The 23,221-nt window shown below is 45.1% G+C and carries 19 protein-coding genes; 13 read left to right on the top strand and 6 right to left on the bottom strand.

The window, feature by feature from the left end:
* The first annotated feature begins 8 nt into the window (after positions 1–8).
* From nuoI to nuoN, 6 genes are read left to right on the top strand one after another with little or no spacing between them, the layout of a single operon-like run.
* Positions 9–551: an NADH-quinone oxidoreductase subunit NuoI gene (nuoI, locus tag ACGF63_RS08905; RefSeq protein ID WP_036843389.1), complete on the top strand. Its 543-nt coding sequence runs from the start codon at positions 9–11 to the stop codon at positions 549–551.
* Between the two features lie 12 nt (positions 552–563).
* A complete protein-coding gene (nuoJ, locus tag ACGF63_RS08900; RefSeq protein ID WP_132354647.1) occupies positions 564–1,109 on the top strand; it encodes an NADH-quinone oxidoreductase subunit J in 546 nt (181 codons plus the stop codon).
* Complete coding sequence (gene nuoK / locus ACGF63_RS08895; protein ID WP_036843392.1) at positions 1,106–1,408, top strand: NADH-quinone oxidoreductase subunit NuoK; 303 nt, start codon at positions 1,106–1,108, stop codon at positions 1,406–1,408. The genes nuoJ and nuoK overlap by 4 nt, the downstream gene beginning before the upstream one ends.
* Complete coding sequence (gene nuoL, locus ACGF63_RS08890; RefSeq protein WP_387630219.1) at positions 1,405–3,252, top strand: NADH-quinone oxidoreductase subunit L; 1,848 nt, start codon at positions 1,405–1,407, stop codon at positions 3,250–3,252. Before nuoK ends, nuoL begins: the two co-directional genes overlap by 4 nt.
* Before the next feature lie 20 nt (positions 3,253–3,272).
* Positions 3,273–4,793 carry an NADH-quinone oxidoreductase subunit M gene (gene nuoM / locus ACGF63_RS08885; protein WP_152961642.1) on the top strand — a complete coding sequence of 507 codons (1,521 nt, stop codon included), beginning with the start codon at positions 3,273–3,275 and terminating at the stop codon, positions 4,791–4,793.
* Between the two features lie 6 nt (positions 4,794–4,799).
* A complete protein-coding gene (gene nuoN, locus ACGF63_RS08880; protein ID WP_152961643.1) occupies positions 4,800–6,257 on the top strand; it encodes an NADH-quinone oxidoreductase subunit NuoN in 1,458 nt (485 codons plus the stop codon).
* 1,355 nt (positions 6,258–7,612) lie between these two features.
* Here the strand turns inward: nuoN and ACGF63_RS08875 are convergent.
* Positions 7,613–7,786, bottom strand: coding sequence for a hypothetical protein (locus tag ACGF63_RS08875; protein ID WP_387630216.1), 174 nt, complete (start codon positions 7,784–7,786; stop codon positions 7,613–7,615).
* Between the two features lie 54 nt (positions 7,787–7,840).
* On the opposite strand from ACGF63_RS08875, the gene ACGF63_RS08870 reads away from it, so the two are divergent.
* Positions 7,841–9,292 carry a transposase gene (locus ACGF63_RS08870; protein WP_387630213.1) on the top strand — a complete coding sequence of 484 codons (1,452 nt, stop codon included), beginning with the start codon at positions 7,841–7,843 and terminating at the stop codon, positions 9,290–9,292.
* Positions 9,293–9,406: 114 nt separating this feature from the next.
* On the opposite strand, the gene ACGF63_RS08865 is transcribed toward ACGF63_RS08870, so the two are convergent.
* The 3 genes from ACGF63_RS08865 to ACGF63_RS08855 all read right to left on the bottom strand — a co-directional run bounded on the left by ACGF63_RS08865 (position 9,407) and on the right by ACGF63_RS08855 (position 12,641).
* On the bottom strand, positions 9,407–9,937 hold the full coding sequence (locus ACGF63_RS08865) for a hypothetical protein (RefSeq protein ID WP_387630210.1): 531 nt from the start codon (positions 9,935–9,937) through the stop codon (positions 9,407–9,409).
* A gap of 365 nt (positions 9,938–10,302) precedes the next feature.
* A complete protein-coding gene (locus ACGF63_RS08860; protein WP_387630207.1) occupies positions 10,303–11,364 on the bottom strand; it encodes an alpha-xenorhabdolysin family binary toxin subunit B in 1,062 nt (353 codons plus the stop codon).
* A gap of 50 nt (positions 11,365–11,414) precedes the next feature.
* Complete coding sequence (locus ACGF63_RS08855) at positions 11,415–12,641, bottom strand: alpha-xenorhabdolysin family binary toxin subunit A (protein WP_152961647.1); 1,227 nt, start codon at positions 12,639–12,641, stop codon at positions 11,415–11,417.
* Positions 12,642–13,840: 1,199 nt separating this feature from the next.
* On the opposite strand from ACGF63_RS08855, the gene menD reads away from it, so the two are divergent.
* The 5 genes from menD to menE are packed head-to-tail and all read left to right on the top strand — an operon-like array spanning position 13,841 to position 19,507.
* On the top strand, positions 13,841–15,514 hold the full coding sequence (gene menD, locus ACGF63_RS08850; protein WP_387630204.1) for a 2-succinyl-5-enolpyruvyl-6-hydroxy-3-cyclohexene-1-carboxylic-acid synthase: 1,674 nt from the start codon (positions 13,841–13,843) through the stop codon (positions 15,512–15,514).
* Positions 15,511–16,278, top strand: a complete 768-nt coding sequence (gene menH / locus ACGF63_RS08845; protein ID WP_387630254.1) for a 2-succinyl-6-hydroxy-2,4-cyclohexadiene-1-carboxylate synthase — start codon at positions 15,511–15,513, stop codon at positions 16,276–16,278. Before menD ends, menH begins: the two co-directional genes overlap by 4 nt.
* Before the next feature lie 12 nt (positions 16,279–16,290).
* Positions 16,291–17,148 (top strand): 1,4-dihydroxy-2-naphthoyl-CoA synthase, encoded by an 858-nt coding sequence (gene menB / locus ACGF63_RS08840; protein ID WP_152961649.1) that lies wholly within the window; start codon positions 16,291–16,293, stop codon positions 17,146–17,148.
* A complete protein-coding gene (gene menC / locus ACGF63_RS08835; RefSeq protein ID WP_387630201.1) occupies positions 17,148–18,119 on the top strand; it encodes an o-succinylbenzoate synthase in 972 nt (323 codons plus the stop codon). Before menB ends, menC begins: the two co-directional genes overlap by 1 nt.
* Positions 18,107–19,507 (top strand): o-succinylbenzoate--CoA ligase, encoded by a 1,401-nt coding sequence (gene menE / locus ACGF63_RS08830; RefSeq protein WP_152961651.1) that lies wholly within the window; start codon positions 18,107–18,109, stop codon positions 19,505–19,507. The genes menC and menE overlap by 13 nt, the downstream gene beginning before the upstream one ends.
* Before the next feature lie 92 nt (positions 19,508–19,599).
* Here menE and ACGF63_RS08825 read toward each other — a convergent pair whose 3' ends face one another.
* Positions 19,600–21,048, bottom strand: a complete 1,449-nt coding sequence (locus ACGF63_RS08825) for a catalase (RefSeq protein ID WP_152961652.1) — start codon at positions 21,046–21,048, stop codon at positions 19,600–19,602.
* Between the two features lie 286 nt (positions 21,049–21,334).
* On the opposite strand from ACGF63_RS08825, the gene ACGF63_RS08820 reads away from it, so the two are divergent.
* Positions 21,335–21,877, top strand: coding sequence for a YfaZ family outer membrane protein (locus ACGF63_RS08820; RefSeq protein ID WP_036848232.1), 543 nt, complete (start codon positions 21,335–21,337; stop codon positions 21,875–21,877).
* A gap of 57 nt (positions 21,878–21,934) precedes the next feature.
* Here the strand turns inward: ACGF63_RS08820 and tyrP are convergent, their stop codons facing one another.
* Complete coding sequence (tyrP, locus tag ACGF63_RS08815) at positions 21,935–23,140, bottom strand: tyrosine transporter TyrP (RefSeq protein WP_387630197.1); 1,206 nt, start codon at positions 23,138–23,140, stop codon at positions 21,935–21,937.
* Positions 23,141–23,221: the final 81 nt, after the last annotated feature.

Here is a 23,221-nt window from a genome sequence, read left to right as displayed (position 1 = left end):
AATGAACCATGACATTAAAAGAGTTAGCGGTTGGTTTCGCCACCCAGGTACGCAGTATTTGGATGATTGGCCTGCATGCTTTTCATAAGCGCGAAACCCAAATGTATCCTGAAGAACCGGTTTATCTGCCACCCCGTTACCGTGGCCGTATTGTGTTGACACGTGATCCGGATGGCGAAGAGCGTTGTGTTGCCTGTAACCTGTGTGCGGCAGTTTGCCCGGTTGGCTGTATTTCATTGCAAAAGGCCGAGCATAAAGATGGTCGCTGGTATCCGGAGTTTTTCCGCATTAACTTCTCACGTTGTATTTTCTGTGGTCTGTGTGAAGAGGCTTGCCCGACTACCGCAATCCAGTTAACACCGGATTTCGAAATGGGGGAGTTTAAGCGCCAGGATCTGGTGTATGAAAAAGATGACCTGACGATTTCAGGGCCAGGTAAATATCCTGATTATAACTTTTACCGTAAGACAGGTATGGCGATTGACGGCAAATCAAAAGGTGAAGCCGACGACGAAGCAAAACCTATCGACGTTAAAAGCCTGTTGCCGTAAGGAGCGATATTCATGGAATTTACGTTTTATACCGCCGGGCTGGTTGCGATATTGGCAACCATCAGGGTGATTACACACACCAATCCAATACACGCGCTTTTGTATTTGATTGTTTCTCTGCTGGCGCTTTCAGCGGTGTTTTTTTCGCTGGGTGCTTATTTTGCCGCAGCGCTGGAGATCATCGTTTACGCCGGGGCCATTATGGTGCTGTTCGTTTTCGTGGTGATGATGCTTAACCTTGGCAGATCTGTTGTTGAACAGGAGCGTATTTGGCTGAAACCGCGAACCTGGGTTGGTCCGGGTCTGCTGTCAGCCGTGTTGCTTATCGTGCTGGTGTATACCATTGTCAACGTTTCTCATGGTGATATTGCCGACAATATCTCGGGTGAAGTTGTCAGCGCCAAAGCAGTGGGTATCAGCCTGTTTGGCCCCTATGTGCTGGCTGTTGAACTGGCCTCTCTGTTGTTACTGGCCGGTATGGTGGTGGCTTATCACATAGGCCGTGAACACAAACAGGGTGAAGTGCTCAGTAACCGAAATGCGGAGGAACAACCATGATACCTCTTCAACATGGACTGATTTTGGCGGCAATCCTATTTGTTCTGGGCCTGACCGGGCTCATCATCCGTCGTAATCTGTTGTTTATGTTAATTGGCCTTGAAGTGATGATTAATGCTGCGGCCCTGGCTTTTGTGGTGGTAGGCAGCTATTGGGGGCAGCCGGATGGTCAGGTGATGTTCATTCTGGCGATTAGTTTGGCTGCGGCAGAGGCGAGTATTGGCCTGGCGTTGTTATTGCAGCTTTATCGTCGTCGCCAGAGTCTGAATATTGATACAGTCAGTGAGATGCGCGGATGAACTTACTCTATTTAACAATTCTGCTGCCACTGCTGGGATTTTTGCTGTTGGCATTTTCCCGTGGCCGCTGGTCTGAAAACACATCAGCCACCATCGGGATTGGTTCTGTTGGTCTGGCTGTGCTGGTGACTTTGTGGGTTGCTATTGATTTCAACAGCCAGAATGTGGCGGGTGATCTGGTTTACAGCCAAAACCTGTGGAACTGGATGGAGGTTGGGGATTTCAGTATTCCTTTCACGCTGGTTCTTGATGGTTTGTCTCTGACCATGCTGAGTGTGGTCACCGGTGTTGGTTTCCTGATCCATATGTATGCCTCATGGTATATGCGTGGTGAAGAGGGTTATTCCCGTTTCTTCGCTTATACCAACCTGTTTATCGCCAGCATGGTGATACTGGTTCTGGCAGATAACATGATGCTGATGTATCTCGGCTGGGAAGGGGTGGGGCTGTGCAGTTATTTGCTGATTGGCTTCTACTATACCAACCCGGCAAATGGTGCCGCGGCAATGAAAGCCTTTGTCGTTACCCGTGTGGGTGACGTCTTCCTGGCTATCGGCATGTTTATTCTGTATGACAATTTGGGAACCCTGAACTTCCGCGAATTGGCGGTTTTGGCACCGCAACATCTGGAAGCCGGTTCTTCGGTGATTACCTGGGCGACTCTGATGATATTAGGGGGAGCAGTCGGTAAATCAGCTCAATTGCCGTTACAAACCTGGTTGGCTGATGCGATGGCCGGCCCGACGCCGGTTTCTGCGCTTATTCACGCCGCAACGATGGTGACCGCCGGGGTTTATCTGGTTGCCCGTAGTCACGGTCTGTTCTTGATGGCCCCGGAAATCCTGCAATTGGTTGGGACTATTGGCGCTGTTACTCTGGTGTTGGCAGGTTTTGCTGCGTTGGTGCAAACCGATATTAAACGTGTACTGGCTTACTCAACGATGAGTCAGATTGGCTACATGTTCCTGGCGTTGGGGGTTCAGGCGTGGGATGCGGCAATCTTCCACCTGATGACGCACGCATTCTTTAAGGCGCTGTTGTTCCTGGCCTCGGGTTCCGTCATCCTGGCTTGTCATCACGAGCAGAATATTTTCAAAATGGGTGGATTGCGTAAATCCATTCCGTTGGTTTATATCTGCTTCCTGGTCGGTGGCGCGGCGCTATCGGCGTTGCCAATCGTCACTGCCGGTTTCTACAGTAAAGATGAAATTCTGTGGGGGGCAATGTCACATGGTCATATCAACCTCATGTTAGCGGGTCTGGCCGGTGCGTTTATGACGTCTTTGTATACCTTCCGTATGATTTTTATCGTGTTTCACGGTGAGGCAAAAACCAAAGCGCACCCGGTTAAAGGGATTACCCATCACCTGCCATTACTGGTATTGCTGGTGCTTTCCACCTTTGTGGGCGCATTGATTGCGCCACCACTGGCGGGTGTGTTGCCGCAAGACCATGCAACGGGCGATACAGGTAAAATGATGCTGGAAGTGGTTTCTGGTGTGGTGGCGGTTGCGGGTATTTTGCTGGCGATGGCACTGTATTTAGGTAAACGTCAGTTGGTGAATAGCGTGGCGCAAAGTGCTCCGGGACGCTTCTTTTCCGTATGGTGGTTTAATGCCTGGGGCTTTGATGTTCTGTATGACTGGGTATTTGTTAAGCCATTCAAGAGCATTACCCATTTATTACGGAACGATCCGCTAAATTCACTGATGAATATTCCGGCGGTGTTATCACGCTGGAGTAACAAAGGTCTTAGCCTGAGTGAAAATGGGCAAGTCCGTTGGTACGTTGCCTCTATGGGGTTGGGTGCAGTGCTGGTTTTAGCTCTGCTGCTACTGGTTTAATTTAAGGGACACATTGCGCCATGCTATTACCTTGGCTAATTCTTTTGCCCTTCATCGGAGGTTTGCTGAGCTGGCAGACTGAACGCTTTGGTACTCGTGTACCACGTTGGATCGCGTTAATTTCGATGGGGTTGACTCTGGTGCTCTCACTGCAATTGTGGTTGCAGGGGGGCTATACCCTGGCTAATCCGCAGGGGATCCCTCAATGGCAATCAGAATTTTTTATGCCGTGGATCCCACGTTTTGGTATCAGCATTCACCTTGCACTGGATGGCTTATCCCTGCTGATGGTCGTGTTGACTGCGCTGCTGGGGCTGATGGCTATTCTCTGTTCATGGACGGAAAATCAACCATATCAGGGCTTCTTCCACTTGAACCTGCTGTGGATCCTGGGTGGTGTGATGGGGGTGTTCCTCGCTATCGACATGTTCCTGTTCTTCTTCTTCTGGGAAATGATGTTGGTACCGATGTACTTCCTGATTGCATTGTGGGGACACAGAGGATCAGGCGGTAAGACCCGTATCACCGCGGCGACCAAATTCTTCATTTATACCCAGGCGAGCGGTCTGGTGATGCTGATTGCGATTATGGCGCTGGTATTGGTGCACTATAACGCGACGGGCGAATGGACATTCAGTTATGAGAAATTACTGAATACGCCAATGTCACATACCGTTCAATACCTGCTGATGTTGGGTTTCTTTATCGCCTTTGCGGTAAAAATGCCGGTTGTGCCTTTGCATGGGTGGTTACCGGATGCTCACAGTCAGGCACCAACTGCGGGTTCTGTTGACTTGGCGGGGATCTTGCTGAAAACGGCGGGTTATGGTCTGTTGCGTTTTGGCTTGCCACTGTTCCCGGAAGCTTCTCACGAGTTCACCCCAATCGCCATGTGGTTGGGTGTGCTTGGGATCTTCTATGGCGCATGGATGGCATTCAGCCAGACAGATATCAAACGCCTGATTGCTTATACCAGTATCTCGCATATGGGATTTGTGTTGATAGCGATTTACTCTGGCAGCCAGCTTGCTTACCAGGGGGCGATTATTCAGATGATTGCTCATGGTTTATCAGCCGCGGGCCTGTTTATTCTTTGTGGTCAGCTTTATGAGCGCTTGCATACCCGTGATATGAATCTAATGGGGGGGTTGTGGCGACGTGTGCAGTTTTTGCCTGCGTTGTCGCTGTGCTTTGCTGTTGCGACCCTGGGGATGCCGGGAACCGGTAACTTTGTCGGTGAGTTTATGATTCTGTTTGGCAGTTTTAGTGAATACACGTTAATTATAACGATCTCTGTGTTCGGACTGGTTTTCGCTTCTGTATATGCCCTGTATATGATGCAGCGGGCTTATTACGGCGCGCCAAAATCAGATGAGCCACTAAGACGGATGGATATGCGGGAAATATCTATTGTCATGTTGCTGTTGATATTACTGGTGGTGATGGGCTTCTACCCACAACCTATCCTTGATACTTCAGCGGCAGCGATGGATAACATCCAGACCTGGTATTCAGCTTCAATTTCAACTACAAGGCCGTAATTCGCCATGACAATAACTCCTCAACAACTGATCGCGCTGTTACCGCTGTTGATCGTCGGATTGACGGTAGTGGTTGTGATGCTGTCCATTGCGTGGCGACGCGATCACTTTATCAATACCACGCTGACCGTAGTAGGTTTGAATCTGGCTCTGCTGTCCCTCTACTTTGTTGGGCAGCAGGAAGCGATGGATGTCACCCCACTGGTTCATGTGGACGGCTACGCTATGCTCTATATCGGTCTGGTACTGGTTGCGAGCCTGGCAACGTCTACTTTTGCCTATTCCTGGCTGGAAAACTATCCGGATAACAAAGAAGAGTTCTACCTGCTGGTGCTGATTGCGACCGTGGGCGGTATTCTCCTGGCTTGTGCAAACCATCTGGCATCATTGTTTATCGGTATTGAACTGCTTACTTTGCCGCTATTTGGTTTGATTGGTTATGCCTATCGTCAGAAACGCTCTCTGGAAGCGGCGATTAAGTACATGCTACTGTCTGCGGCGGCATCGTCTTTCATGCTGTTTGGTATCGCGTTGCTCTATGCGGAATCCGGCGATCTCTCTTTTGCGGCACTGGGGCATCGTTTGTCTGACAGCTATATCTATCAACCTTTAATCTTGGCAGGTCTGGGTATGATGGTTGTGGGTCTTGGCTTCAAATTGTCGCTGGTCCCTTTCCATCTCTGGACACCGGATGTTTATCAGGGGGCGCCTGCTCCTGTTTCTACCTTTCTGGCAACAGCCAGTAAGATAGCGATTTTCGCAGTAGTGATGCGCCTGTTCGTTGAAGCACCGATGGCGGACAGTGAAGCGTTGCGCACGGTATTAACCGTCATTGCGATTGCCTCTATGTTGTTCGGTAACTTGATGGCGCTGACTCAGACGAATATCAAACGCCTGCTTGGTTACTCTTCTATTGCCCACTTAGGTTATCTGTTAGTGGCGCTGGTAGCGGTACAAAACAACCAGCTTGCAGAAGAAACCGTGGGTATCTATCTGGCGGGTTATCTGTTTAGCAGCATCGGTGCGTTTGGTGTCGTTAGCCTGATGTCCAGCCCATATAAAGGACCGGATGCGGATTCCCTCTACTCATACCGTGGCCTGTTTTGGCATAAGCCGATTTTGTCTGCGGTAATGACAGTGATGATGTTGTCACTGGCGGGTATCCCAATGACATTGGGCTTTATTGGTAAGTTCTATGTGATTGTCGTGGGTGTACAGGCTGAACGGTGGTGGCTGACTGCGGCGGTGGTTCTTGGCAGTGCTATCGGCCTTTATTACTATCTCAGAGTGATGGTGAGTCTGTACTTGCATGCGCCAAAAACCCTTAACCGTGATACACCGAGGAATTGGGCCTTAACTGCCGGCGGGATGGTTGTGCTGATTTCTGCATTATTGGTACTGGCGCTGGGTATCTGGCCTCAGCCACTGATTGATGTGGTACAACAAGCGAAAATCATACTCTAAATAGTCAGTCGGTTGTGATGAACTATTTTGAATAATCAAAACCCGGTAAGGTTGTCCTTACCGGGTCAGTTTTGAAAAGACTTGGGTTATAAAAATAAAATCTTTTATTTATTAAAATAGTCTCGTCATATGATTTTAAGTTTTCTCTTAAAACCATGTCTATTTAAATGATGTTTAAATAAATTAGTAAATTCATTTAATAATATTTTATTACAGGGGATTTAATCAACCAGAAAATTTATAATAATTAAATGGATGTTTAAACGTTAACAGAGTGCGAAAATAGCTTTGGAAAATAACGACATAAATTTATTTTAGCGTTAAATTACATTAAAGGTGTGAAAATAGGTATGATTTAAATGAAACCGTAGAAAAGCAATGTTATTGGCTAGTGTAAAATAAGTTTAAAAGGGCATATTTAACGTGTCGCGGTGTTGCATAATAAATGCAACATAATAACGATAAAAGTAATCCAGCTCGATTTGATTAAATCATTTATTTGCGAATTTTGTCATTGGGATTATTTATAAACGATTATTTAACTGGCTGATAAAAAGTTTAATCCCCAGTTGAAAACATTATTAAAATCGGTTTGTTTTTTTTAATATATTGTCTTTTTAATCTATTTTATATTCTTATTTTCCTTTTTTACAGGGTGTATAATCATTAATAAAGCCAATTCTTTTTCTCATTTTTCACTGATGGTTTTATGGTGATCGGGTTTTAATCGGTTATTAAAAGCCATTTTTTTGACCTCTGGTTTTAATCATTGTTTTTATTACTCTTAATACCTGATTTCTATTAGGTTTAATCATCATGGTATATTGTGTTTTACGTTTAATCTCTTAGGGTCTAATTCCCCGCCCCTTGGGGCGAACTACTCTGTAGTTGGCCATTGGTTTGATACCCCGCTGCTTGCGGCGGGGTTGTTCATTCAACGTTAATCATACTTGATTTTTATCTTTGTTGATGCTGTTTTAATGGCAATTTTGAACAGTTTTCATAAGTTACCTTCTTATCTTTTATCTTTATAAATCAACCAGTAAATAGCTTGATGGTATAAAGATGCCCCTTTATGTTTTTTCGGATAATATTCTTTTTTCGCTGATTTATTTTCAATTTTCTGTTAATGGTTAATAGGATTCGATTAAATTTTATTAACATCTTTTTAAAAATCTTCACTTATAGTTAAATCCGTCTTTTAAGGGAAATGCAGGTAAAAAGATAAAATGAATATGGTTAAAAAGGTGATGTCGAGTAAAGCGATTCTCATTCCGAGAGTTTTCTTATTTTTTAATTAAAAATTCATTTTATGAATGGTTTTTATTGAGCTATTTTGAGCCTGTAATTTAAATTTACCCATTTTCATTAAATCGATATTCTGATTTTTTCTTTTTTCTTTTTTCTTTTTTCTTTTTTCTTTTTTCTTTTTTCTTGTATTTGATTTTTAGGCTTAAAACCAAAGGGGGTAATAGATATATTTTAGCAAGACCCGCCGTAAACCCTTGCCCAGTGCGAGGGTGTCGCAAAAGGCGCGTGTTATCTGTTAAGATCTGCGTACTTCTTTTAAGCGCAGATCTTTTATGACCTTATTCATTCGAAAACGGGAACCTTCTATTCATACTGGACGTCAGTTTGTCACCGCTCAGCACTTACCTGTCTTAGCGGGTTCTCTTTCCCTTTCTGATTATCTCAGGCAAATGGGGGAGCGTAGCGCATTTATTGTGGCTGACATTCTTGATGAGCAAGATTGGGCTCCCTTTGAACGCCATTATGCTTCGACAGGCAGAGCCCCTTATTCTCCCCGTTCCATGATGGGGATCCTACTTTATGGGATCATGAAAGGTCACTGCTCGCTCAGAGAACTTGAACGACTTGCGCGTTTCGATTTAGGCTGTATTTTTGTCAGTCAGGGAATTACGCCCGATCACGCCAGTCTGGGGCGTTTCATTTATCAGCACCAATCTGTCCTGACCGGGCCGTTTTTTGAAGCACTGACCTTCTCCATTTTGCACCGTAGCCATTCGGGGGTTTCGTGTCTGGCCGGTGACGGGACAGTGATAGAGGCGGCCTGTTCTCATTACCACCTTTTAACTCAGGAAGCGATTTCACGCGAAAAAACTGCCCTCACGGCAATGTCTGCCACAGTGCAGATAGAGAAACGCAGGAAACAATTGGAACAGGGAGCCGACGTCTTACGGCACCGACAAGAAAATCGGGAAAAAAAGGGGAAGGAGGCCAGCCAACTGCGTATCAATCCAACCGAACCCGATGCCGTCGTCCAGAAACTCAAGCGGGGAAGAGGATTTTCAACTTCTTATAAACCGTCTGTTTTGGTCAACAGCAGACGTATTATTGTCGCTCAAACGGTAGACCCCTCCAGTGAAACCCAAGTGATAGCCGCGTTATTGGCACAGAATTTCAATCTATCGGGGCGTCACCCGGACAAGCTGTTATTGGATGCCGGTTATTTCCATGACGAGGTGATTGCTGAGACGCAAAAACATCACATTCTGTTGTTCTGCCCGGAAGGCAATGAGCATCAGAGCCTAAGAAAAATCTACCCAAAATCGCGGTTTATTTATCATGCGGAGAAAGACCTTTATATCTGCCCGGCCAATGACAGGTTGCTTCCTGTCAGTACAGTAAAACCTTCCGAAAAGAGCCGTGGGCATCGAGTTTATACGGGAGCAAACTGTGCCGATTGCCCGAAAAAAGAAAAATGTACGCAGGCGAAAAAGGGCAGAAAAATTAAACGTTACCCGGAAGATAAAGCGCGGGATAAACTGCGTTCACGTATGACCAAACTGGAGTCAAAACGGATATTGAGTCAGAGAAAAATCATGGTAGAACCGGTATTTTCCGCTTTACGTGGGATCCAGGGACTGGAACGCTTTCGGCGTAGAGGTTTATCGGCAGTCAGAGTGGAATTTACCTTGCATGCCATAGCGTATAACTTATCAAGGGCAGTTGCCCTGATATTATGGGCTATTTTTAGCCTGTCATGGGTTGCCAGTCCCAATAACAGGCAATAAATTTCTGTGGGGTTATTTTCAATGCTGACCTTTTGCGACACCCTCTTTACGGCGGGGAGCAGTCACAAACGCGCCTTTGGCACATAACCAAAGACGCGTCTTCAACAGTTCGTGTTAGTTGTAGTTTACCCAGCAGTCATAGGATGAAATGTACGGCGGCTGATACAACCCACCTGTGATATTTCCGACTTTCATTTGCAGGGTAATCCTACAGTCTGCTGGAACATTCGCTCCTGCGGCATTGATCGTGGCCGAGTCGCTGGCTACATCCAGAAATGCTTCCCATGCAGCAGAATTATCCGGGGTGGTGATGAAAAGACGCAGCGTGATTTGATTTTGCCAGCCAGCCCAATTGATTCGGTCATAGGTACACAGAATGGTGTTCACAATTCCTGAAGGTGTCGGTCCGTTCGAGGGAGCTAAGGTTGTACCAGAAATATACGTTCCGCCTTGAGTGGGTTTAGGGCCTAAACCAGAGCGATACCAACGTGGTCCGGTCTGTTGCGTGAGACTGTCCTCGGCTTCAATTTGCTGTTGTAGCAACTCCAGCAGAGATGAGTCTTCTTTGGTTAGGTCTACTTGGGTCAACGAAACAGTTTGTTCCTCTTTCAACAACATATCAGTGGGCAGAATTAGCTTGTTCATTTACATTCTCCTAATTTATATCGAAAATATGGTGACGAGCATTAAAACATCACTCGATCATGATCATGCAACACAATCGATAATGCTGGACTGATACTTATTAGAAGGGTAGATTTGTGAAAATCTTTCAGTTTCCGCGTAATGGTATTACGTCCCTAATCTAGCAGACGTGTGGCCCTACTTATGTCTTTGGGGATGTTTTTAAATGGGTTGGTCAATAACCTGACCCGGTAAGGTTGCCCTTACCGGGTTATTATGAGTTGTGGATAACGCTTTCTTCCCCTGAGCTGCACTTCACACAAGTTTCATTGACTTATTATGCTTATGCTTTGTATTGCCTGGTGAAAGCCCGGGGGCAGTTGTGTTTAGCTCAACAGAAGCGCGCTGTATTGCGACTCTAGATTATTAAGGAAGGCCAGCTGATTATGTATGAATTTGGTCAGATCTTGCTGGTTGGTTTTACTGTCTATTGTCTCCTGTAATTGATTGGCAAATAGACTCCATACTTGTTCCAGTGTTGTTGCCTGGCTCAGTAGTGTGGTGCGCTCTGTCTCGATTTGCTGTGCAGCGCCTATACCGGTAATCCGTTTTTCTGTCTCTTTCAGCTGAGTTTTCAGGTTATCGGACTCCTTATTCAACTGAGTGATTTGCTCATCCAGTTTGGATCTGGCATCGGCTAATTCTATATATTTCAGTCCCTTAGAAATATTGTCGAGGATCTTTTTGGCGATTTCAATTCCCTGCTTAAGTGCCTGTTTGATAGCCTCTTTTTTAGGGTTGCTGATATCCAGTTTGTCCACTTCGCTGGCATTGGGAATGTAGTCCTTGAACATGTCGGCCAGATTGTATTGGCGAATGACATCTTGGCTTTCGATGATCTTGTCGCGGTCTTCGGTTAGTTTGGTTTTTTTCTGCTCTTTCTGGGCAATATTGGCTTGCAGTTCTACTTTTCGTGCTTGCTCTTCTTCCAGGATGCCTCCCAGGCGTTCTGAAATCACAACGTTACGTACATCAGCAATTTTGCCGGCCAGTTGGTTAGCTTCATTATGTAGGCTGAGAATAACGTTTTTGACATCTTTATTCAGGTTGCGGACCTGCTCTAAACGTGCTTCTAACAGCGCCTCCCGGGTTTCATCGTCCAACTCAGAATTTTCCAGAGCTGCATCAATTTCGAGGATGGTCTGGAAGTATTCTTGAGGAGGGAGCTGCCGCAGGGCAGTTTGCAGGTGAGGCACAGAGATACGTACCGTTTCGTCAAGATCACGGCTGTATACGCCGACCCGTAGCGTTTTTTCCTGGATTATTTCAATGCCTGAAGTTTGTTGTTGCACCAGACGCCAGATGTTTTTCACCGCTTGGTTCAAGACTTTTATGTTGATTTCTGGATAAGTAGCAGAGTGTTGTGGAAAGGTGATGATTTCAGTCATTTTAATATGCTCCTTTTTTCTATTTCCTATGTAATACAGGGGGAATGTGATTAGTTATAGCGCTGTTTGTACTCTTTCAACGCTTCATCGAAAACTTTGACCAATTGTTTAGCGGAACCTTCTACTTCTTTCCAAGGGCTTATCACTTGCTGGAATTTAGTGATAAAAGAGGTCAGTTTCAGTGCATCATTAATTTCGGCGAATTTATCTCTGGAGGCATTGATCTGAGTTAGCATGGATTGCCACATGTAATCCAGGTGGTTCAGTGCGACTTCTGCGTCCAGTAAACGGGTATCAATGTCGCTAAAATCAATAGATAAGTTGGTCATGGATTCTTGCAGCGCGCGTTTACCTTTGATGCTTTCTTCCAGGCCGCGTACTTCTTCGATCAGTGCGTTTTTCCGTTTGCGTGCTTCCTCTGCCTTAGCACCAAAGATGCCCCCTGTAATCGCAAGGCCGATAAGTCCCCCTGCGATGCCGGAGAAAGCCAAACCCACGAATTTGTCGTAGTCTTTTTTAAGTTGAGTGATTTCTGCTTTTTTCTCGGTGATTTTGTCATCCAGATCTTTGATGCTGACTGACATCTTATTGTCTTTCATCAGCTTTTTCTTATTTTCTACCTGTGGCTGTAAACCAAATGCAATGCTGCCATTGGAGAGTCTGCCGCCGATCAGTCTTAACTTGAAATCAGATACTTCGGTTTTGACCTTTTCGGTTTTCTGCTGCTGTTTTTGAATATCGCTCTTCATGTTATCCAGGATTTCTTCCAGCGCATGTGACACCTCTTTATCTTCATTGGTGTAGGTGATACTGGCTAATTGTCTATCCGATAACTCTCCCAATTTTTTCTTTATGCGCTCAATAATTGGCATCTCATTAATGATGCTGATGATATTCCCGCCGGTTTCGGTAATTTGTTGACCGACAATCTCCAGATCCATACTCTGTTGCATAATATCGTTTTCTACTCCGCTCCAGCTAAGTGAGTGAGTGCGGATTTCTTCAAACAAAATATGAATATCTTCTGGTTCCAGTCCAGGAATATTGACCTTTTGGTAACCTAGATAGTTTTTTACTTCTTCCAGATTAAAAGGTAGTGAAAGACCCTTCTTAACATATAGTTTGATATTAATAAGGTCTTCTTTGGTAAATATTCCACCGGGGCGGGCAACCCCTGCTTGTTTACCTGTCAGTAATTGCAAGGTAGCCGAGGGAATATCTGTTTCATTTAGTGTTTTTTCCGCTGGAAGTTGAGCTAATAACATATATTTCTCCATTAGTGGTTATTGCTTCATTGAAAGAATTATTAAATACATCAAGGCACAACCGGATGTCATAATACCCATGCCGTTGAATCTACGTTGTATTTTTTATTGAATAATCTTAATTAAAAATACATTGATTAGCGTGATTGTTTGTTGAAAAAACAGTTTAATACATAATTTTAATTAAAGATTTGTCTGTATTTTGATCTGCATTGGATATTGATATTTTAAATTGATAAATATAAAATTTTAGGATTTAAATGTTGTAAATTTATTTTTTATTTAGTTGTTTATTTTTAAAATAATACTTTGGTTTTCTTATTTATTTGTTATGGGTTTTTATGTTATTTCTTGATGTTAGAATGAAAAATATAAAATATTTAAATGCTATTTATGTGAAAATGTATTTTAAAACAAATAATTACATTTATATTGCTGTGTGATGATTATATAATCTCTCCCTTTTTGATTTAAGAGGCAGGTAATATGGTCTTTTTATAAAGGATAAGCTGGATGTTTTTGATTTACCGTTTATGGCGTGTTTAAAAAGTGGATAAGATTGCAGCCTATTTATCTTGTGTCATGGAATAAAGATTCAGATCCATATTTTAACTAAAGTCTTAATTGTTCATATAATGGCCGGAATTAACAAGTAAGGGGGGTGTTTTTATAATTCTATTTTACTATTGTACAAATAAGATATGTTCTTTAGAGAAAGGATTTTATTCGGGAAATAAAGGTTTGTTTTATTTCCTGGCTTATAATAACGGTCTTTATTTAGTAAGTTTTTAGCAGTAACTGAAAGAGTTCGCCTTTTGCCAATTACATAGTGCAAATTGATCATATTAATGAACTTAATATTCGTTGTCGGAAGGGAAAAACTTCTGATTTATCCGGTTTCAACGTTGGAGAGAGAGCCTTCGCTGCTAATGGAATTAAATAAGCATAACGATACAAATAATCAGGGCTTTAATTATTATTAATGCTCCGTATAATCTTACTTTTTATCATGTCTTTTGGGACAAGGTTGTAAATCAAACTGCCAAGGTGGTCGCTGATACAGGAAAAGTATGCGCCTGCATATGATCGAGAATGTGATTTGATGGGATAAGTCTTCGATTAAATGGCAATTCATTGAACTAGGATAAAGAAAAAATTGTCTGTGTCGTTAGGCTGACAGCGGGCTTTTACAATGTTTTGTTGAGTAAAATATGTCAAACAGCGCATTTAACCGCCGCTGGGCGGAACTTTTATTGGAAGCACTTACCCGCCACGGATTACATCATGTTTGCATTGCGCCAGGTTCACGTTCCACACCTTTAACAATGGCCGCAGCGGAGAATAACAAACTGATTTGTCATACCCATTTTGATGAACGCGGATTGGGCTATCTGGCGTTGGGATTATCCAAAGCAAGTAAAGAGCCTGTCGCCGTTATCGTCACTTCCGGGACGGCGGTGGCGAACCTTTATCCTTCATTAATCGAAGCCGGCTTAACGGGTGAACGCGTGGTTTTCCTGACTGCCGATCGGCCACCGGAGTTAATGGATTGTGGGGCGAATCAAGCTATTCATCAGCAGGGTATTTTTGCTTCTCATCCATCCCAGACAATTTCTTTGCCAAGACCAACAGACGATATCGCTGCAAGCTGGCTGGTTTCTGTCATAGATAATGGTATGGCGAACTTGCAACATGGTGCTTTGCATATTAATTGTCCATTCGCTGAACCTTTATATGGTAATGAAGAGCCTGCTTATTATGAGTGGCAGCAACAGTTGGGCAGCTGGTGGAAAAACAACCGGCCTTGGTTGAGTCAACCGGCGACCTGTGCTGTGGCAGAAGTGCCGGATTGGAGCTATTGGCAACAGCAACAAGGGGTTGTATTGGCTGGACGAATGAGTGCTGAAGAGGGAATTTATGTTGCTGAATGGGCGAAAACATTGGGCTGGCCGCTGATTGGCAATGCGCTTTCACAGACCGGGCAACCATTGCCTTGTGCCGATTTATGGTTGGATAATCCTCACGCACAGGCAATTTTAGCGCAAGCGCAACTGGTGGTTCAGTTTGGTTCCAGTCTGATAGGAAAACGCCTGTTACAGTGGCAGGCTAAATGCCAGCCGGAGGAGTTTTGGATTATTGATCCAATCCCAGGCCGGCTTGATCCCGCTAATCATCGTGGCAGAAAATTAACCTGCAATATTGCTGACTGGTTACTGGTTCATCCGGCACAATCGCGTACATCGTGGGCAGAAGCGCTTATGATCTGGTCAGAGAAAGCGGTTAACTGCGTCAGATCAGAATTAGCAGGTAAATTCAGTGAAGCTGTCGTAGCTTATCGATTACATGAATTACTGCCTGAGGGTGGGCAGTTATTTGTGGGTAACAGCTTGATTGTTCGTTTGATAGATGCACTGGGGCAATTACCGGCAGGGTATCCGGTTTACAGTAACCGGGGTGCAAGCGGTATTGATGGATTGATTTCCACTGCGGCAGGCGTGCAACGGGCAACGGCCAAGCCAACTCTGGCGATTATCGGTGATTTATCTGCACTTTATGATTTGAATAGCTTGGCACTGTTACGTCATCCTTCTGCGCCAACTGTATTAATCGTGGTGAATAATAACGGCGGACAAATTTTCTCTTTACTTCCCACATCGGAAGAAAAAAGGCAACGTTTTTACTGTATGCCTCAGTACGTTAATTTTGACCATGTTGCGGCGATGTTCGGCCTGAAATATGCCAGTCCACAAAATTTGGCTGAATTGCGGCAATGTACTGAGCAAGCATGGCAACAAAATGAAACTTTGCTGATTGAGCTGAAAGTACCGGATAGAGAAGGGGCTGAGTGTTTGCAACAGCTTTTAAAACAGGTGGCTATGTTGTGAGTTTGGCTTGTCGCAAGTTCAACGGTCACAATGACCGTCCTTGGCTGGTTTGGTTGCATGGATTCTTGGGCAGTGGCGATGAATGGTTGCCATTAGTGAATTTGTGTGCTCAATATCCCTCATTAGTCATCGATCTACCCGGTCACGGTGATTCCAGGGATATTCAGGTAAAAAATTTCACGGAAATGAGCCGTCTTCTGTCTGAAACGTTAACTGAGCAGCAAATTGATAAATATTGGCTAATTGGCTACTCCTTAGGGGGCCGTATCGCCATGAATTATGCTTGCTATGGTCATCATCGGGGATTATGTGGGTTGTTGGTTGAAGGAGGAAATCCTGGTTTGTTCTCCCAACAGGAAAGAAATGCCCGTCTTGAGCATGATAGACGCTGGGCCAGACGTTTTCGTTTTCAGCCGATTGAACAGGTTTTGTCCGATTGGTATCAGCAGGCGGTTTTTTCTGATCTATTACCTGAGCAGCGCCGACAACTGATTAAGATGCGCCGCCATAATCATGGCGGTGGTGTGGCTGATATGCTGGAAAATACCTCGCTTGGTTATCAGCCTTGGTTGGTGCCTGAACTGCAACAACTGGCGTTGCCTTTTGCTTATCTGTGTGGCGAAAAAGACGAAAAATTTCAGCAAGTAGCAAAGTACTGCGCTTTACCACTGCAAACCATTGCGCATGTTGGGCATAATGCTCACCGATCGAACGCGGCGGCGTTTGCTGCGGCAGTAAACCATTTTTTATCACTCTTTGGTTGAAGGAATACGAATATGATTTACCCGAGCGAAGAAGAGCTATATGCCCCGATTGAGTGGCTGGACTGCTCTGAAAAATTTGAAGATATTCTTTATCACAAATCCACCGATGGCATGGCTAAAATCACCATCAATCGCCCGCAAGTACGTAATGCGTTCCGCCCATTGACTGTTCAAGAGATGATGCAAGCGCTGGATGATGCTCGTTATGATGACACTATCGGTGTGATTATCCTGTCCGGTATGGGTGAAAAGGCCTTTTGCGCCGGTGGCGATCAAAAAGTCCGGGGTGACTACGGCGGTTATCAAGATGCCAGAGGCACCCATCACCTGAATGTGTTGGATTTCCAGCGCCAGATCCGCACCTGTCCAAAACCCGTCGTTGCTATGGTGTCCGGATATGCGATTGGGGGCGGTCATGTATTGCACTTGGTGTGTGATCTGACTATTGCTGCTGATAACGCTATTTTTGGTCAGACTGGGCCTAAAGTCGGTTCTTTTGACGGCGGTTGGGGAGCATCTTATATGGCACGGGTTGTCGGTCAGAAAAAAGCCCGCGAAATCTGGTTTCTGTGCCGTCAATATGATGCAAAACAAGCACTGGATATGGGGTTGGTTAACACGGTTGTACCTTATGCAGATCTGGAAAAAGAGACGGTCCGCTGGTGCCGTGAAATACTGGAAAATAGCCCAATAGCCCTGCGTTGCCTGAAAGCGGCGTTGAATGCTGACTGTGACGGCCAGGCTGGATTGCAGGAGCTGGCCGGTAACGCCACAATGCTTTTCTACATGACAGAAGAAGGTCAGGAAGGGCGTAACGCCTTTAATGAGAAACGCCAACCTGATTTCAGCAAGTTTAAACGTAACCCATAATGCGTATTGCGACTTTATACCGGTTCAGACTGCCGATGGAGGCCGGCGTTATACTGCGATATCAGCGGCTTAAAACCCGCGATGGCTTTCTGGTGCACTTGCAGAAAAATGATCACCAGGGATGGGGTGAGATTTCACCCCTGCCGGAATTTAGCAAAGAAACTGTTGAGCTGGCGCGGGAAGCAACGGTGGAATGGCTTAAACAGTGGTGCCTTGGTGCTGAACCGGGCGAAAGTGAATTGCCTTCTGTGGCATTTGGGATTAGCTGCGCTTTAGCTGAATTACAGGGTGAATTGCCGGAAGCAGCTGATTACCGGAAAGCGCCACTGTGTAACGGTGATCCTGATGAGCTGATTGTTCGTCTTGGTGAAATGAGTGGGCAAAAAGTTGCCAAAGTGAAAGTCGGGCTGTACGAAGCGGTGCGTGACGGTATGGTGGTTAATGTTCTGCTGGAAGCTGTACCCGATTTATCTTTGCGACTGGATGCTAACCGTAGTTGGAGTCGTGCTAAAGCGAATGGTTTCGCTAAATATATCGATCCTGATTACCGCCACCGGATTGCCTTTTTGGAAGAGCCTTGCCAAACCCCGGCAGACTCTCTCGCTTTTGCCCGTGATACTGGGATCGCCATTGCCTGGGATGAAAGTCTCCGTGATGAAGGTTTTAATGTGGAGGCTCAGGAAGGTGTTGCGGCTATTGTAATCAAACCTACTTTGACAGGAAGTCTTGCCCGTTGTTGTCAGTTGATTTCAACAGCGCGCAATGCTGGGTTGGAAGCGGTGATCAGTTCCAGTATTGAAACCAGTTTTGGTCTGACTCAACTTGCCCGCATTGCTCATTGGCTGACGCCTGCTTCCATTCCAGGGTTGGATACGCTGGAACTTGTTCAGTCTCAGTTAGTGCGCTGCTGGCCGGATAGCACGATGCCAGTGACAGGATTGGATGAATTGGAAATCGCATGGTGCAGTTAAATCCATTTACCCAGTGGCCGTGGCGCTACTGGGCATCTTTTAGCCCCGAAAATATTGCCATTAGGTTGTGTGATCGCGTTTTAAACTGGCATCAGTTGGTTGCTACTTTGGATGCGATAGCGGCAAATTTCCGCCAACAAGGGGTAGTTGAGGGCAGTGGCGTCATGCTGCGGGGGAAAAATAGCGAACAGATGTTACTGAGTTATCTCGCTGCATTACAGTGTGGTGCGCGGGTGTTGCCGCTGAATCCTCAATTGCCTGAAGTGCTTCTATCTGAATTACTGCCACATTTGAATATTGATTTTGTTGCTGATTTCTATAGTGGCGACTTGCCCGCTATAGAGGCCAGATCCCTTGATTGGCAAAGTGAGCCACTGAATTCTGATGATAATTCAGTAGCATGGGATGCAATGCGTCCCGCCAGTATGATTTTGACTTCCGGCTCTTCCGGGTTACCGAAAGCTGCCGTTCACTCAATTCATGCACATCTTTCCAGTGCGCGGGATGTCCTTTCTGTGATGAATTTTCAGCAGCAAGATAGCTGGTTGCTTTCATTGCCGTTGTTTCATGTATCTGGTCAGGGGATTATCTGGCGTTGGTTAATGAGAGGGGCTTCTTTGGTATTGAGAAATATCAATCCACTGGAGCATGCTTTAGCCGATTGTACTCACGCTTCATTGGTTCCGACTCAGCTCTGGCGGTTACTGGAGCAGTCACAAAATCAGCCGCCGAATTTGAAAGAGGTGCTGTTGGGTGGGGCAATGATCCCCGTTGAATTGACGCAAAGGGCAGAGCAGCAAGGTATTCGTTGTTGGTGTAGTTATGGTTTAACCGAACTGGCTTCAACGGTATGCGTTAAACGGGCAGATGAGTTTCCTGGCGTGGGAAATCCATTACCGGGCAAGGAAGTTCGTTTAATCAAGGAGGAGATTCAAATTCGTTCTGACAGCCTAGCCTGTGGATATTGGCTGGATGGAAAATTACAACCATTGGTTGATCGTGATGGCTGGTTTCATACCCGTGATCGGGGAGTAATACAACAGAGTGAATTACGCATACTTGGCCGGATGGATAATCAGTTTTTCAGCGGTGGAGAAGGCATTCAACCGGAAGAGATTGAACGAATGATTAACACCTATCCGCAGGTAGAACAGAGTTTTGCTGTTCCGGTGCCCGATCCTGAATTTGGTTATCGGCCTGTTGTTGTCATTGATAGTGACTCACCTGAAATTATTGACTTATTACCTGAATGGTTGGTTGATAAACTGGCGGCTTTTCAGCGTCCGGCAGCTTACTATCTCTTACCTCAGCAGTTTAAAAATGATGGTATTAAAATATCCCGTCAGCAGATCAAAAACTGGGTATTGGATTTACCCGGTTGCTCTTGAGCTATTTTGATTTGCTATCAATATGTTGAATTTCGTACTGCCCATTATCGCTAATGGAGTCATGGGCAGAGATAATTAATGATACGGTGTTGTTAGCAATCAGTCTTTAATTTTTGCAGTGCTTTTTCGACACCAGCACCATATTCTGGGTGAACTTTTCTAAATAGCTCAACCTGACGGCGTTGAGTCTCTCCATGTGCTTGTGACAGTTCACTGGCGATACGGTCAAACATACGCTGATGCTCTTTACTACTGATTAAGTTATACAGTGCGCAGGGCTGACTGAAATAATCTTCATCTTGACGATGGTTCCAGTTATCGGCATCTCCTTCTAAAGACAATGATGGTTGTTTGAATTCAGGTTGTTCCTGGAACAATCCTGCACTGTTTGGTTCATAAGTCACCGTGTTTCCGCTGTTACCATCCACGCGCATTGCACCATCACGGTGGTAATTATGGAACGGACAACGAGGTGTATTAACCGGAATTTGATGGTGGTTAACACCAAGACGATAACGTTGAGCATCACCATAGGAGAACAGGCGGCCCTGTAACATCTTATCAGGGGAGAAACTGATACCTGGCACAACATTAGCAGGGTTGAAAGCGGCCTGTTCAACTTCTGAGAAGTAGTTCTCAGGGTTACGGGTCAGCTCGAAATAACCGACATCAATCATTGGGTAATCGCCATGAGGCCATACTTTTGTCAAATCAAACGGATTGTACGGCGTCTGAGAAGCTTCGTTCTCTGGCATAATCTGAACTTTTAATTTCCAGCGTGGATAATCTCCTTGCTTAATTGCGGTAAACAAGTCACGCTGAGAACTTTCGCGATCTTTACCGACCAGCGCTTCCACTTCGTCATCCAACAGATTTCTAATGCCCTGCTGACAACGGAAATGGAATTTCACCCAGAAACGTTCATTATCTGAGTTGATAAAGCTGAATGCATGGCTACCAAAACCGTGCATATGGCGGAAAGATCTGGGTATACCACGGTCACTGAAATCAATGGTTAATTGATGCAGTGATTCAGGTTGATGAGAGAAGAAATCCCATTTATAGGCGGGATTACGCAAATTGGTATGCGGATCACGTTTAACAACATGGTTAAGATCTGGGAATTTCAGGGGGTCACGAAGATAGAATACCGGGGTATTGTTACCGACTAAATCCCAGTTACCTTCTTCGGTATAGAACTTAAGCGCAAAACCACGAATATCACGTTCCGCATCTGCTGCTCCGCGCTCACCGGCGACGGTTGAGAAACGGGCAAACATTTCTGTTTTTTTGCCTATTTCAGAGAAAATCTTAGCGCTGGTGTACTTAGTGATATCGTGAGTAACGACAAAGGTCCCATAAGCTCCAGAGCCTTTGGCGTGCATACGACGCTCTGGAATAACTTCACGGTCAAAATGGGCAAGTTTTTCTAAGAACCAAACATCTTGTAACAACATAGGACCACGTTGGCCTGCGGTTATGACATTATTATTGTCAACGACAGGGGCTCCGGCATTCGTTGTCAGTCCTCTCTTTTTCATCACACTTCTCCTGTTTTACATGAAAAAAAACAGCGTAATCGCTGATTAAAAAAAACAGTTCTGGTCAAATGTTAAAATTCAAATGTTGTGTTTTTTCTATAAGTTATTTATTGTTTTTTTCTTTACTGTTTAATATAAAATTATTTGCATAGTTAATTATTAAGTAAATGAAATGAAAAATTCACACATATTTAGTAAGTATAGATGATTCATTTCCTTTTGTTGTCTACAGGTTTAGTTCTATTTAAGTAAGATGCTTAACATTAAGTAAATAAAGAGGAAATATATGAAGGCTTATCTTGCCGCAGCAGCAACCAGTTTATTGTTCATTGCCGGGACAGCAAATGCGATTTCGGTGAATGTTCAGGCTGGTCGCCATTTCACCAACACTTCAGCGGCAATTGGTGATAACGGTGCTGGATTATCTTTTAACGGTAACTGGGCACGCAGTGATCATAATGGGCAACTGGGAAGTTTGGGAACGGCCTTTAGTCTGCCCGTCGGCCCATTGACTGCCAGCATTGGCGGTAAGGTTCTCTATTTATCACCTAAAGATGGGAAAAAGGGTGAGGCATTGGCAGGCGGTGTGGGTTTGAGTTGGGCGGTTATGCCATCTTTATCTCTGTACAGTGAAGTTTACGGTGCGCCATCCAGTTTAACTTCTGGCATTGATTCTTATACTGAAGCGACGGGTGGCTTGCGTTTTACCGTATTTAAACCGCTGACAGTGGATGCGGGTTATCGAGTGATGAATATGAGAGGAAAAGAGGGGCACAGGGATAACAAACTGGCTGATGGATTTTATGTTGGTGCCGGTTTGAATTTCTAAACGGTTTTTATGGGCTCAGTCCGCATCATTTCTGATGCGGACAATTTCAACCTAGGATTAACCCACTTCTGGCAGCAATCCGCTGACAATACCAATCTGGATAGCAATAACTGCGATTCCACAAAGAAATACCATCACCAACGCGGGTTTTCCGCCTATTACCCGATAAGCTGTTTGTTCAATTTGTCGGCTGCGCCATGCCAGCATCGAAGGCAGCAGCAGAGCAAGAATAGACAGTGCTACTGCGGCGAAAGTCAGAGCCATAACAAAGTTTGGATAGTATAACGCGCAAAGCAATGGCGGAATAAAAGTAATCACCCCTGTTTGCAGGCGGCCTGTCGCATTGTTACGGCGTTTGAACAGATCTGCCATGTAATCAAATAGACCTAAAGAGACACCAAGAAATGAGGTTGCCAGTGCCAGGTCAGCAAACAGACGGACAGCAAGCTCTACACGAGGAGTGGCAACGACGTCTCTCACTGCCTGTAACAGCCCATTCAACCCCGCCTGTTCTGCCAGAATACCGACAAAAGTATGGGAAGAAATCGCTCCCAGTGTTGCTAATTGCCACAGAATATAGGCAGTCAGAGGGATTGCACTGCCGATAACAAATATTTTGCGTAACTTGCGGGTATCGCCGCCCATATAACTCACGATGCTTGGCACACTGCCGTGAAAGCCAAAAGAGGTGAATACTACGGGAATGGCTGATAATACCAGACCTTGCTCCAGGGGCATGGAAAGCAAGTTAGTGTTTTTGATATGAGGCATCATGACTGCCAACATAATCACCAGGAAGATGATTTTTGCAGTAAACAGCAGGCGGTTAATCATATCGACAGATTGAGTACCGATAGTGACAACACAACCCGCGACAACGGTGAAAATCAGTATCCCAAATGAGACTGGAATGGGTCTATCCAGCCATGAAGACAGGCTGCCTGCAAGCAATTCACCGGCACCGCTGATATAAGCGGTGGTCAGGGCATACATCAGAAATAGCATACTGAAACCGGTAAGCCATTGACCACCACGTCCCAGATAGCGTTTTGCCACGGTTCCTAAGCCAGTATCTGCTGGGCTGTACTGATAAACTTCCACCAGCAATAAAGCGGTATAGCTCATCAAAACCCAAAGAGCGACTAACATCACGAAGGTTGTCCCAAGACCAACACCGGCCGCAGCCAGTGGCATAGCCAGCATCCCTGCACCAATTGTTGTCCCGGCGACGATAAAAATACTGCCAATAGTGCGATTCTTCACGCTTTCCTCTGCTTCTGAACTGATTGAAATAGTTATAGAAAGGGAGGCTAAAGGATCAATTTATTTATGTCAAATAACGGT

This window comes from Photorhabdus sp. RM322S (assembly GCF_042879395.1).
Lineage (GTDB): Bacteria > Pseudomonadota > Gammaproteobacteria > Enterobacterales > Enterobacteriaceae > Photorhabdus > Photorhabdus khanii.
This window is presented reverse-complemented; position numbering and strand designations above follow the sequence as displayed.

Excerpts from the sequence above, each read along its gene's own strand:
- menE (WP_152961651.1), top strand. The coding sequence starts at position 18,107 with ATGGTGCAGTTAAATCCATTTACCCAGTGGCCGTGGCGCTACTGGGCA.
- menD (WP_387630204.1), top strand. The coding sequence starts at position 13,841 with ATGTCAAACAGCGCATTTAACCGCCGCTGGGCGGAACTTTTATTGGAA.
- nuoN (WP_152961643.1), top strand. The coding sequence starts at position 4,800 with ATGACAATAACTCCTCAACAACTGATCGCGCTGTTACCGCTGTTGATC.
- menC (WP_387630201.1), top strand. The coding sequence starts at position 17,148 with ATGCGTATTGCGACTTTATACCGGTTCAGACTGCCGATGGAGGCCGGC.
- nuoI (WP_036843389.1), top strand. The coding sequence starts at position 9 with ATGACATTAAAAGAGTTAGCGGTTGGTTTCGCCACCCAGGTACGCAGT.
- ACGF63_RS08865 (WP_387630210.1), bottom strand. The coding sequence starts at position 9,937 with ATGAACAAGCTAATTCTGCCCACTGATATGTTGTTGAAAGAGGAACAA.
- ACGF63_RS08820 (WP_036848232.1), top strand. The coding sequence starts at position 21,335 with ATGAAGGCTTATCTTGCCGCAGCAGCAACCAGTTTATTGTTCATTGCC.
- nuoJ (WP_132354647.1), top strand. The coding sequence starts at position 564 with ATGGAATTTACGTTTTATACCGCCGGGCTGGTTGCGATATTGGCAACC.
- nuoL (WP_387630219.1), top strand. The coding sequence starts at position 1,405 with ATGAACTTACTCTATTTAACAATTCTGCTGCCACTGCTGGGATTTTTG.
- ACGF63_RS08860 (WP_387630207.1), bottom strand. The coding sequence starts at position 11,364 with ATGACTGAAATCATCACCTTTCCACAACACTCTGCTACTTATCCAGAA.
- menB (WP_152961649.1), top strand. The coding sequence starts at position 16,291 with ATGATTTACCCGAGCGAAGAAGAGCTATATGCCCCGATTGAGTGGCTG.
- nuoM (WP_152961642.1), top strand. The coding sequence starts at position 3,273 with ATGCTATTACCTTGGCTAATTCTTTTGCCCTTCATCGGAGGTTTGCTG.
- nuoK (WP_036843392.1), top strand. The coding sequence starts at position 1,106 with ATGATACCTCTTCAACATGGACTGATTTTGGCGGCAATCCTATTTGTT.
- ACGF63_RS08870 (WP_387630213.1), top strand. The coding sequence starts at position 7,841 with ATGACCTTATTCATTCGAAAACGGGAACCTTCTATTCATACTGGACGT.
- ACGF63_RS08855 (WP_152961647.1), bottom strand. The coding sequence starts at position 12,641 with ATGGAGAAATATATGTTATTAGCTCAACTTCCAGCGGAAAAAACACTA.
- ACGF63_RS08825 (WP_152961652.1), bottom strand. The coding sequence starts at position 21,048 with ATGAAAAAGAGAGGACTGACAACGAATGCCGGAGCCCCTGTCGTTGAC.